12 protein-coding genes are annotated in these 10483 nt (G+C 70.9%); 6 read left to right on the top strand and 6 right to left on the bottom strand.

The genetic code is table 11. The features are described 5' to 3' along the window. Positions 1–403: 403 nt before the first annotated feature. Both WBN91_RS30200 and WBN91_RS30195 read right to left on the bottom strand, forming a co-directional pair. Positions 404–565, bottom strand: a complete 162-nt coding sequence (locus WBN91_RS30200) for a hypothetical protein (protein WP_337728841.1) — start codon at positions 563–565, stop codon at positions 404–406. A 421-nt stretch (positions 566–986) separates the two neighbouring features. Then, positions 987–1736, bottom strand: a complete 750-nt coding sequence (locus WBN91_RS30195) for a GNAT family N-acetyltransferase (RefSeq protein WP_337728840.1) — start codon at positions 1734–1736, stop codon at positions 987–989. A 146-nt stretch (positions 1737–1882) separates the two neighbouring features. Here WBN91_RS30195 and fdxA point away from each other — a divergent pair, with 146 nt between their 5' ends. The 3 genes from fdxA to WBN91_RS30180 are packed head-to-tail and all read left to right on the top strand — an operon-like array spanning position 1883 to position 3842. Beyond that, entirely contained in the window at positions 1883–2209 is a 327-nt protein-coding gene (gene fdxA / locus WBN91_RS30190; RefSeq protein WP_033430540.1) for a ferredoxin, read from the top strand. Continuing rightward, positions 2206–3291, top strand: coding sequence for a succinyldiaminopimelate transaminase (dapC, locus tag WBN91_RS30185; protein WP_337728839.1), 1086 nt, complete (start codon positions 2206–2208; stop codon positions 3289–3291). The genes fdxA and dapC overlap by 4 nt, the downstream gene beginning before the upstream one ends. Positions 3292–3311: 20 nt before the next feature. Then, complete coding sequence (locus WBN91_RS30180; RefSeq protein WP_337728838.1) at positions 3312–3842, top strand: gamma carbonic anhydrase family protein; 531 nt, start codon at positions 3312–3314, stop codon at positions 3840–3842. Positions 3843–3886: 44 nt separating this feature from the next. Here the strand turns inward: WBN91_RS30180 and dapD are convergent, their stop codons facing one another. Further along, positions 3887–4861: a 2,3,4,5-tetrahydropyridine-2,6-dicarboxylate N-succinyltransferase gene (dapD, locus tag WBN91_RS30175; RefSeq protein ID WP_337728837.1), complete on the bottom strand. Its 975-nt coding sequence runs from the start codon at positions 4859–4861 to the stop codon at positions 3887–3889. A 72-nt stretch (positions 4862–4933) separates the two neighbouring features. Between dapD and dapE the strand changes: the two genes are divergently transcribed. Genes dapE through WBN91_RS30160 form a run of 3 tightly spaced genes read left to right on the top strand, consistent with a single transcriptional unit; the run spans position 4934 to position 7327 of the window. Continuing rightward, a complete protein-coding gene (gene dapE / locus WBN91_RS30170; RefSeq protein WP_337728836.1) occupies positions 4934–6001 on the top strand; it encodes a succinyl-diaminopimelate desuccinylase in 1068 nt (355 codons plus the stop codon). Positions 6002–6023: 22 nt separating this feature from the next. Continuing rightward, positions 6024–6794 (top strand): TIGR00730 family Rossman fold protein, encoded by a 771-nt coding sequence (locus tag WBN91_RS30165; protein ID WP_337728835.1) that lies wholly within the window; start codon positions 6024–6026, stop codon positions 6792–6794. Then, on the top strand, positions 6791–7327 hold the full coding sequence (locus WBN91_RS30160; protein ID WP_337728834.1) for a TIGR00730 family Rossman fold protein: 537 nt from the start codon (positions 6791–6793) through the stop codon (positions 7325–7327). Before WBN91_RS30165 ends, WBN91_RS30160 begins: the two co-directional genes overlap by 4 nt. Here WBN91_RS30160 and WBN91_RS30155 read toward each other — a convergent pair. Genes WBN91_RS30155 through WBN91_RS30145 form a run of 3 tightly spaced genes read right to left on the bottom strand, consistent with a single transcriptional unit; the run spans position 7320 to position 10245 of the window. Further along, on the bottom strand, positions 7320–8360 hold the full coding sequence (locus WBN91_RS30155; RefSeq protein WP_337728833.1) for a DNA glycosylase AlkZ-like family protein: 1041 nt from the start codon (positions 8358–8360) through the stop codon (positions 7320–7322). The two genes, WBN91_RS30160 and WBN91_RS30155, sit on opposite strands and share 8 nt — an antisense overlap. Next, positions 8353–8718 (bottom strand): DUF3224 domain-containing protein, encoded by a 366-nt coding sequence (locus tag WBN91_RS30150; protein WP_337728832.1) that lies wholly within the window; start codon positions 8716–8718, stop codon positions 8353–8355. The genes WBN91_RS30155 and WBN91_RS30150 overlap by 8 nt, the downstream gene beginning before the upstream one ends. Positions 8719–8754: 36 nt before the next feature. Further along, the gene (locus tag WBN91_RS30145) at positions 8755–10245 is read right to left on the bottom strand and encodes a CocE/NonD family hydrolase (RefSeq protein WP_337728831.1); all 1491 of its coding nucleotides are present in this window, start codon (positions 10243–10245) and stop codon (positions 8755–8757) included. Positions 10246–10483: the final 238 nt, after the last annotated feature.

The raw sequence follows: 10483 nt of genomic DNA, 5'->3' as shown, positions 1-10483 counted from the left end.
CGCTCTCGAGATGAAAAGCGCCTCGCCGGCGGGCAGGCCGCCAAGGATGGACGCAAAGCCAAAAGAAAGTGCGGGGGCTTTTTGCGTCATCCCCGTATGGCCTGGCGGAGCCAACCACAGATTTCCCTGGGTGCCGCTAAATTTTTTGCTCGTTCCTCACAAAAAATTCGGCTGCACCCAGGGAAATCTGTGGTAGCCCTTCGGGCAGGCCATACGGGGATGACGCAAAAAGCCCAACCTGAGTTGTGTCCCACCGGGGACTACGACCACTCCACAGCTCGCCCGCCGCGCATCCCGGCAGCCCAACAACCCGCCCCAGCCCACTGCCGATCCTCAGACGGCCCGCCCACAGCCCGCCACCAGTCCTCCGACGGCCCGCCCCAGCCCCGTCCCCAACCCACCGCTAGCTCGCCCCCAGTCCACCGCCGGCCCACCGCCAGTCCGGCCGGCCCGCCGCCCGCCAGCCCGCCGACCGCCGGCCCGCCGATCGCCAACCCGCCGCCCGCCAGTCCGCCGCCCGCCAGCCGACGGCCGACCGACGGCTCCACGGCTCGACAGCCCGCATCCCACGCCCAACTCCTCCGGCGCACAGCACACCGCCCGCTCGCCCCGCCCTCCCCTCACGGCGCGGTGAGCCGCGTGGTGTGAGCGGTTGGTTGTGGGCAGGGCTCAATGCGGCGGGCTGGGGCACACCCGCCGGCGGCGAGTCTGGTTGCGCGGGTGCGGTGGATGGGGGGCGCGGGCGGCAGGTCGGGTTGTGCGGGGGTGCCGGCGGGTCGGGTCGCGAACCGACGCCGTCCCAGGCGCGAGCCAGCGCCAACCTGGGCGTGAGCCAGTGCCGAGCCGGGTGCGAGCCAGTGCCGGGTCTGGTCGCGTGCCGGTGGTGGGGCTGGTCGTGCGGGAGTGCCGGGTTTGGTCGCGTGCTGGCGGTGAGGGTGGGCAGGTCGCTGGTGGTGGGGCTGGGGCGTGGGTTTGGTAGGGGTGGGTTAGGGCTTGGTGGGGGTGGTTGGGGGGATCCAGTACTGGTACTGGTGGTGTTCTGTGCAGCCCAGGGAGGCGTACAGGCGTAGGGCAGGCTCGTTGTGTTCTGCTACCTGGAGGGCGCAGCGGGTGGCTCCCCGTTCCAACCCCCACGCCGCCAGCGCGCCCATCAGTGCCCGGGCCACCCCCGATCGCCGTGCCGGCGCCACCACCGCCAGCCGGGCGATGTGCAGCAGGTCGCCGACCACCGCTCCGCGTACCGCCGCTACCACCTCCCCTTCCCGCCTCACCTCGCCGAACCCGACCACATCCCCACTACCCAATACATGCCGCTGAGCGACCGTCGGGTTGTCCTGGGCCGTCAAGTTCCACCATTCGGGAGAAGGCAAGGGGCTGATGGCCGCTCCTTCGGACTTCGGACAGGCGAACTCGCTCAGTGCGCCCGTCAGCACGTACGACGATGCGCCACCCGGGTGATCATGGTCGACCTGCCAGCCCGCCGCCTCCACCGCCGACTCCGAACGTGATCCGACCACCACGTGTGCCGCCGGCTTGATCGCGTTGTCGGTCGCGAAGGTGATCACCCGGTCCAGCGCCTCCGCCACCGGGACGCCGGGGTCTCCCGTGGTCAGGGCGCTGTTCGCCCTGCCTGTGAAGCCGTCCGCCGCGCGTAGGCGCCACTGGCCCAGGGGCTGGTCGACCAGGGCGGGCCAGGCGTCTGCGCAGCGTTGCTCCAACTCGGTGACCGAATCCATGCACGCATCGTCCCTTCTGCTGGTAAACGGTGTTCTGTGAGCTGAAGCACGGTGCCGATAAGGCAAGCCTGACCGTTGGACAATCGGATCCGCCGCGTACTCTCCGGCTTGCGCGGTGTGGACCAGAACGAGAGCAGGAGAGCGCAGTGACCTATGTGATCGCCCAGCCGTGCGTGGACGTGCTCGACAAGGCGTGCATCGAAGAGTGCCCCGTCGACTGCATCTACGAAGGCGACCGGATGCTCTACATCCACCCGGATGAGTGCGTCGACTGTGGTGCTTGCGAGCCGGTGTGCCCGGTGGAGGCCATCTACTACGAGGACGACGTCCCGGACGAGTGGAAGGAGTACACCAAGGCGAACGTGGACTTCTTCGACGAGCTGGGCTCCCCGGGCGGCGCTTCGAAGGTGGGCAAGGTCAGCGCCGACCCCGCGTTCGTGAAGGCTCTCCCGCCGCAGGCGTCGCACGAGTGACCAAGCGGCTCCCGGACTTCCCCTGGGACTCCCTGGCCGACCACGCCGCCAAGGCGCGCACGCACCCCGGCGGCGTGGTCGACCTGTCCATCGGGACCCCCGTGGACGACGTCCCGGACCTGATCCGACGGGCGCTGGCCTCGGTCGCCGAGGTGCCCGGTTACCCGACCACGCACGGCACGCCCGAGCTGCGGGAATCGGTCGTCGGCGCGCTCGCGCGGCGGCACGGCGTGACCGGGCTCGACCCGAACGACGTGCTGCCCACCATCGGGTCCAAGGAGCTGGTGGCCTGGTTGCCGACGCTGCTCGGGCTCGGGCCCGGTGACGTGGTGGCGATCCCGGCGCTGGCCTACCCGACCTACGAGGTGGGCGCGAAGCTCGCCGGGGCGACGCCGGTGCGGCTGGCCGATGGTGAACCGCCCCCGGAGGGCACTCGGCTGGTCTGGCTGAACTCGCCGTCCAACCCGACCGGCCGCGTCCAGGACGCCGGTGCGCTGGCGCAGGCCGTGCGGGACGCCCGGGACGTGGGCGCGGTGGTCGCGTCGGACGAGTGCTACCTGGCGCTGCCGTGGGACGCCGAGCCGGTGTCCGTGCTGCGGCCCGAGGTCAACGGCGGCTCCCTGGACGGGCTGCTGGCGGTGCACTCGCTGTCCAAGTCGTCCAGCCTCGCGGGCTACCGGGCCGGGTTCGTCACGGGCGACCCGGGGCTGGTGGCGGCGCTGCTGGAGGTCCGCAAGCACGCGGGGATGATCGTGCCCCGGCCGGTGCAGGCGGCGATGACGGCGGCGTTGGAGGACGACGAGCACGTGGCCGTGCAGCGGGAGCGTTACCGCGCGCGGCGCGAGGTGCTGTTGCCGGCCTTGAAGGCGGCGGGGTTCGCCGTCGACCACTCCGAGGCGGGCCTGTACCTGTGGTCGACCCGTGACGAGAAGGCGTGGGACACCGTGGCGTGGCTGGCGGAGCGGGGCATCCTGGCCGCGCCGGGCACCTTCTACGGGCCTACGGGCGACCGGCACGTGCGCATCGCGCTGACGGCGACCGACGAGCGCGTGGCGGCGGCAGCGGAGCGCCTGGCGGGCTGAGCCGCACATTACTGTTGGGTATGCCGATCTACTCGTTTGAAGGCAAGACGCCCGTCGTGCACCCGAGCGCGTGGATCGCGCCGACCGCGACCCTCATCGGTGACGTGACCGTCGAGGCGAACGCGTCCGTCTGGTACGGCGTCGTCATCCGTGCCGATTTCGGGCCCGTGGTCATCCGGGAAGGCGCGAACGTGCAGGACAACACGGTCATCCACGTCCAGCAGGGCGTGGAGATCGGTGCCGGCGCCACGATCGGGCACCTGTGCGTGGTGCACGACTGCACGGTCGGCGCGGGGGCGTTGATCGGCAACGGGGCCACCGTGCAGGACGGCGCGGTCATCGGGGAGCGGGCGTTGATCGCCGCCGGCGCGATGGTGGGGCCGGGCAGCGTCGTGCCGTCCGAGGTGGTGGCGATGGGGGTGCCGGCGAAGCGGCAGGTGCCGCTGGAGGGTGCGCCGAAGATGTGGGTGGACCACAACGCGGCGATCTACCAGGCGTTGGCGCAGCGGCACGCGAGCGGGATCGAAGAGGTCACGGTCGGCGAGGGCTGACGAGCGGGGGCCGCGGCCGTCGGGTCGCGGCCCCCGGCTGAGGGTCAGTCGTTCGAGTGAAGGGCCGCGTTCAGTTCGACGCCCGTGCCCTTGCGCGGGAGAACCTTGACCACGCCGGTCGTCGAGTCGCGGATGAACAGCAGGTTCGGCGTGCCGGACAGGGCCGCGCCCTTCACGACCGTGCCGTCCGGGCCGGTGATCTTGGTGCCGGCCGTGATGTACAGGCCCGCCTCGACCACGCAGTCGTCGCCCAGCGAGATGCCGACGCCGCCGTTCGCGCCGATCAGGCAGCGCTCGCCGATGGAGATGACCTCCTTGCCGCCACCGGACAGCGTGCCCATGACCGACGCGCCGCCGCCGACGTCCGAGCCGTCGCCGACGACGACACCGGCCGAGATCCGGCCCTCGACCATCGACGCGCCCAGCGTGCCGGCGTTGAAGTTCACGAAGCCCTCGTGCATGACCGTGGTGCCGGCCGAGAGGTGCGCGCCCAGGCGGACCCGGTCGGCGTCGGCGATCCGGACACCGGTCGGCACGACGTAGTCGACCATGCGGGGGAACTTGTCGATGCCGTAGACGGTGACCGGGCCGCGCGTGCGCAGCCGCAGCCGGGTCTCCTCGAACCCCTCGACCGCGCACGGGCCGTGGTTGGTCCACACGACGTTGTTGAGCAGGCCGAACACACCGTCGAGGTTCGCGCCGTGCGGCCGGACCAGGCGCGCGGACAGCAGGTGCAGGCGCAGGTAGACGTCGTAGGTGTCCGCGGGCTTGTCGGCCAGTGAGCCGATCCCCACCCGGACCCCGACGACCTCCACGTCCCGCTCGGCGTCGAAGCCGAGCTGCTTCGCCGCGGCCTCGCCCAGCGCTTCGGCGACCTCGGCGGCCGACAGCCGGGTGGTGCCGGGCGCGTCGGGCGCGCCCAACGACGGCGACGGGAACCACGTGTCCAGCACGGCGCCGGAAGGGGTGACGGTGGCGAGTCCGACGCCGAAGGCGCCGGTCGGGTTCTCGGTGCTCACGGCTGTCCACGGTAATCGGTCGCGCCGACACCACCCGAAGAGGGCACCGCGCACGCGGTAACGTGCCGGGGTGTGGCCGACACCTTGAACCTCGCTGCCGATCCCGTCGAGCTGACCGCCGCGCTGGTGGACGTGCCCAGCGTGTCCGGGAACGAAGCCGAGCTGGCTGACCTGGTCGAACGGTCCCTGCGCGCGCAGACCGCCCTCGAGGTCGTCCGCCTGGGCAACTGCGTGCTGGCCCGCACGGACCTCGGCCGCGCCAAGCGGGTCGTCCTGGCCGGCCACCTGGACACCGTGCCGGTCAACGACAACCTGCCCTCCCGGCTCGACGGCGACCTGCTGCACGGCCTCGGCACGTGCGACATGAAGGGCGGGGACGCGGTCATGCTCAACCTCGCCGCGACTCTCACCGACCCGGTCCACGACCTGACCTTCGTGTTCTACGACTGCGAAGAGGTCGAGGCGGTGCGCAACGGGCTCAACGCCGTCGAGCGGGACCTGCCGGACTGGCTCAAGGCCGACCTCGCCATCGTGTGCGAGCCGTCGAACGCGATCATCGAGGCCGGCTGCCAGGGCACCATGCGGATCGAGGTGCGCACGAAGGGCGTCCGGGCGCACACCGCGCGCGGCTGGATGGGCGTCAACGCGATCCACGCGATCGGCGAAGCCCTGCGCCGCCTGGAGACCTACGAGCCGCGCAGGGTCGACATCGACGGCTGCCTGTACCGGGAGGGCCTCCAGGCCGTGAAGGTCGAGGGCGGGGTGGCGGGCAACGTCGTCCCGGACGCCGCCGTGCTCACCGTCAACCACCGCTTCGCCCCGGACCGCACGCCCGAGCAGGCCGAACAGCACCTGCGCGAGGTGTTCGAGGGCTTCGAGGTCGTGGTCACGGACATGTCGCCGGGCGCCCTCCCCGGCCTGCACACCGAGGCCGCCCAGGAGCTGGTGGAGGCCGCCGGCGGGACGCCCGTGGCCAAGCTCGGCTGGACCGACGTCGCCCGGTTCGCCGCGCTCGGCATCCCGGCCGTGAACTTCGGTCCCGGTGACCCGCTGCTCGCGCACACGCAGCAGGAACACGTGCCGGTGAATGACGTCCGACGGTGCCGCGAAGTGTTGTGGCGGTTCCTCAGCCGGGCGTGAGACCCGCACTACACTCGCGCCAATGAGTGAGCACAACGGCGTCGACGAGCACCCCAAGGAGAAGCAGCGCGGACCGGTCGTCCTGCGCCGCGGGCGCCGGGACGAGCTGACCACCACCGACCAGCGGCTGCTGGACTCGCGCGGCCCCAGCGACTGGGTGCACACCGACCCGTGGCGGGTGCTGCGCATCCAGGCCGAGTTCGTCGAGGGCTTCGGCGCGCTGGCCGAGGTGCCCAGCGCCGTCACCGTGTTCGGGTCCGCCCGCACCGGCCGCGACCACCCGGAGTACGAGCTGGGCCGCAAGCTCGGCGGCGCGCTCGCCGAAGCCGGGTTCGCGGTGATCACCGGCGGTGGGCCGGGCGCGATGGAGGCGGTCAACCGGGGTTGTTCGGAGGCGGGCGGGTTCTCCATCGGGCTGGGCATCGAGCTGCCGTTCGAGCAGGGCCTGAACCCGTGGGTCGACCTGGGCGTGAACTTCCGCTACTTCTTCGTCCGCAAGACCATGTTCATCAAGTACTCGCAGGCGTTCATCTGCCTGCCCGGCGGGTTCGGCACGCTGGACGAGCTGTTCGAGGCGCTGACCCTGGTGCAGACCAAGAAGGTCACCAAGTTCCCGGTGGTGCTGTTCGGCAGCGACTACTGGCAGGGCCTGTACGACTGGGTGGAGCGCTCGGCGCTGGGCAGCGGGAAGATCGGCGAGAAGGACCTCGCGCTGCTGCACGTCACCGACGACATCGACGACGCCGTCCGCGTGGTCCAGGAGGCCCACAAGGCCTGGGGCGAGGCGCATTGACCGCCGTCACCGTCTACTGCGGATCGTTGCGCACGGTGCCGCAGAGCTACCTGGACCTGGCGGCGGAGGTCGGCAAGCAGATCGCCGCACGCGGCTGGTCGCTGACCTGGGGCGGCGGCCGGACGTCCATGATGGGCGCGCTGGCCGACGCCGCCCGCGCCGGTGGCGCCCGGACCACGGGCGTGATCCCGAGGGCGTTGGTGGACAAGGAGTGGGCGGACCGCGAGGCCGACGACCTGCTGCTGGTGGACACCATGCGCGACCGCAAGGCGCTGATGGAGGCCCACGGGGACGCGTTCCTGGCGCTGCCGGGCGGGATCGGCACGTGCGAGGAGCTGTTCGAGGTGTGGACCTCGCGGGTGCTCGCGATGCACGCGAAACCCGTGGTGCTGCTGGACGTCAACGGCCACTACCGGGGTTTGCGGGACTGGCTGGCGGACCTGCACCAGCGCGGTTTCGTCTCCCAGTTCGCCCTGGACTCCCTTGTCGTGGCCGACGACGTGACCGAGGCCTTGGACGCCTGCGCTACTTGATCCGGCCACTCTCCAAGCCGCGCGCTCGAGCCAGCCGCTGCGCCTCTTCCTCGAATCGCGAGGTGTCGATGGGCGCGAACGGCGACAGCGTGACGTCCAGGCGTTTGCCCGAGGTTTTCGCGCGCCAGATGCCCAGGACCTCGCCGTCCACCATGATCGCGCCCGGCCGGCCGAGGATGCGCCAGACCTCCTTCTGGTGCGCCTTGTCCGGCACCAGCAGGTCCCGGTCCCGTGCGCTCAGGTAGGGGTCGAGCGGCGGGAGCAGCCTGGCCACGTCCGGGTCCGGCGGATTCTCGAACGCCTTCACCCGGTCGGCGGGCAGGAACTTCCCCCGTGCCACCTCGACCAGGTCGTCCGGCCACACCGCTTTGACGTCCTTCACGGGCGCGCCGAAGTAGGCCGCGACCTCCGACGGCCCGGCCGGCCCGTGCAGGGCCAGGTAGTCGTGCGCCAGACCCTCGAAACCCTTGGTGCGCTGGGGTATCCGCCGGCCCTTGATCGGCACGAACGTCACCGTCTTCTCATCCGGGTCGAACCGGAGCCCGGCGGGCAGCACGGCGATGCGGAAGATCGGGTCGTGCACGTGGGTGGCCTGGCAGCCCCGGCACCATCCGGTCACCTCGGGCGGCACCAGCGGGGTCAGGCGGGTCGACGCCTCGCCCTTGGTCATCGGCCCGTCCACCACGGACTTCAACGCCTCGACCACGGCCCGGAACACCTCCAGGGGCGCCTCGACCTTCGGCCGGTTCATCCGGGCCAGCGCGTCGGCGTCGCTCAACGGCCACAGGGCGGCGGCCAGCGCGGGCAACGCCTTCGCCCGGTGCCAGTGCGGCGCGCCCCGCACCGACCACGTGAGGGTGAACGCGGAGAGGTCGGGCACCTCGGGCAGCCGCGCCGCCAACGCGGGCAGCGCCGACCGCTCCGAGTCCTGCACACCCAGGTCGAACACCCGCAGCGCGGCCGGGTCCGCCGTGCCGCGGTCGAACTGGTGGGCCGCGACCCGGAAGGCGAGGACCCGGGCGCGGTCAGTCAAGGCGGTAGTCCAGTTCGATCAGCTCGTGCGCCATCAGCACGGTCCCGCTGATGCCCGCCAGCTCGCCGGTGCCGGACCCGGGCACGACGTGCCCGAACCGCTGCGCACCGGCCGAGCCGACGACCCCGCCGTGCTGGAAGACGAACGACCCCGTCCGCCCCTCCAGCACGCCGGTGAACCTCTCGGTGGCCACGTACCCCGCCTGCGCCTCGGCCGGTTGGCACGTGGTCAGCTCGGCGGTGCTGGTGCCCTCCATCGGCCCGCGGTACTGCTTGTCCACGGCGACCCGACCGATCTTCGGCGTGGTCTCGTCGACGGTGGTCTCGTCCCAGCGGGTGATGGTGAACGTCGATTCCATGCGAGCCATGCTGACAGCAGTACCTGACACCTGCTGTCAGGCTTGCGGGACCTTCAACCAGGAGTCGCCCCCGAAGCTGACCGACCCACCAAGCCTGCTCTCACTCCCGTACCGGGCGTCCACCGAGTCCACGACCAGCACCAACCGGTTGCCCGGCGCCACGTCCCACACAGTCGGCTCCAGGTCGAGGTCCAGCGTGCGGGTGCCCGCGCCGCGCAGGGTGACCGGCTTGTGCGTGACCAGCGCGCCCAGACCCAGTGCGTTGACCTCGTAGAGGTAGGCGAACAGCGAGGTCGTGTCGGCGGACGTCGTGACCGTGAGGTGCGCACGGGGCGTCCCACTGACCGTCGTGCCACTCCAGTGGATCGGCCCGTGCCACACACCGGCGGCAAGCCGGTCCACCAGCGGGATGGAGACGCCGGTCGGGATGTTCAGGAAGCCCTGAAGCGCGCCGCTGACCATCACCGTGCCGCTGTCGGCGATGGTCGGCCACCCGGTTGTGTTCCAGTCCGACGACAGCGCAACGGTCGAGGACTTCCCGGTCGCCGCCGCCCACGAGGGGAAGGACCGCCACCCTCCGCCGTTGTTCGGCTTGACCTGCACGGCGTTCTCCCGGTTGATCCCGTTGTCGACCCCTTGGAGGTGGTGGTCGAACCACCGGCCAACGGACGCCCAGATCTCGTTCGGCAGCCCCGCCGCCCCGAACAGTTCGGCGGTGGCGTGGTCACCGGGCGACAGCATCAGCCGCTTCGGGCCGGACAGGGCGGAGAAGAAGTCCGTGACCTGTCCCGGCGGGAAAAGCCCGTCGTTCCAGGCGTTGCCGATCAGCACGGCGGCTTTGATCGAGGACACCTTGGACGCGGGGGAGCGCGGCGGCGAGATCGGCAGAACGTCCTGGAACCGGTTCTCCCGGTAAGCCGCCTCCGCCTCCCGCAACACCGGCCCAGGCCGCCCGGTCAGGTTCCCCGCCGAGAGCAGGAGTTCCACGGCCTGCTTGCTCACGGTCTCGTTGGGGTAGAGCGACCGAGCAAGGTCGGTCCACGTGCTCAACGCGGCGACGGCTTTGATCCGGGGGTCGGCAGCAGCGGCAAGCAGCGACTGCCCGGCCCCGTAGGAGATGCCACCCACGCCGACCTTGGCAGGGTCACCCCCGGCATTGGCGATCCCCCAGTCGATCACCCGGCTGACATCGGCGATCGTGTCCGCGCCGGCGACGTCGATCTCCCCAGCAGAGTCCCAGAACCCACGGCTGGTGTAGCTGATCACGGAGTACCCGGACTCGTAGGCCAACTTGGCCGCCGCACCCACGTACTCGATGTTGTTGACGCCCCAACTGGACGGAAACACAAGCAGCGGAAACGGCCCACTACCCCGTCCTGTCGGCTCCACCACGAACGCCTTGAGCGCCGTGCCGCCTTGCCCGGGGATGGTCTCGTAGCTGACGCCGAAGCCGGGCGCGGCCTGGGCAGGGGGCGCCAGGACCAGACCTGTTATGGCAACGAGCAGCAGGATGAGTGTCCGGCGCACGAGGTCCTCCTTGACCGTGACCTGGATCACGCAGGGTGTTACCGGCGAGTAAACAGAGTGGTACTCACCAGTAGCAATGCCCTGTGACGCAGTTCACCTGATCGCACTTCGGCTCAGCACCCCACGTCGATCACCAGGCGCGAGGCGCGGCTTTGATCTTTTAGCTCGCGCAGCAGACCTCCCAACTTGGGCTTCTTCCGTCATCCCCGTATGGCCTGCCCGAAGGGCTACCACAGAT

It is taken from the genome of Saccharothrix sp. CCNWYY140, assembly GCF_037401995.1.
GTDB lineage: Bacteria > Actinomycetota > Actinomycetes > Mycobacteriales > Pseudonocardiaceae > Actinosynnema.
Note: the sequence above shows the minus strand (reverse complement) of the source record. Positions and strands in the feature narration are given on the sequence as shown.

What these genes read in the sequence shown, in the direction of transcription:
- WBN91_RS30200 (WP_337728841.1), bottom strand. Translation starts at nt 565, where the DNA reads ATGCGGGCTGTCGAGCCGTGGAGCCGTCGGTCGGCCGTCGGCTGGCGG.
- WBN91_RS30195 (WP_337728840.1), bottom strand. Translation starts at nt 1,736, where the DNA reads ATGGATTCGGTCACCGAGTTGGAGCAACGCTGCGCAGACGCCTGGCCC.
- WBN91_RS30180 (WP_337728838.1), top strand. Translation starts at nt 3,312, where the DNA reads ATGCCGATCTACTCGTTTGAAGGCAAGACGCCCGTCGTGCACCCGAGC.
- WBN91_RS30165 (WP_337728835.1), top strand. Translation starts at nt 6,024, where the DNA reads ATGAGTGAGCACAACGGCGTCGACGAGCACCCCAAGGAGAAGCAGCGC.
- WBN91_RS30150 (WP_337728832.1), bottom strand. Translation starts at nt 8,718, where the DNA reads ATGGAATCGACGTTCACCATCACCCGCTGGGACGAGACCACCGTCGAC.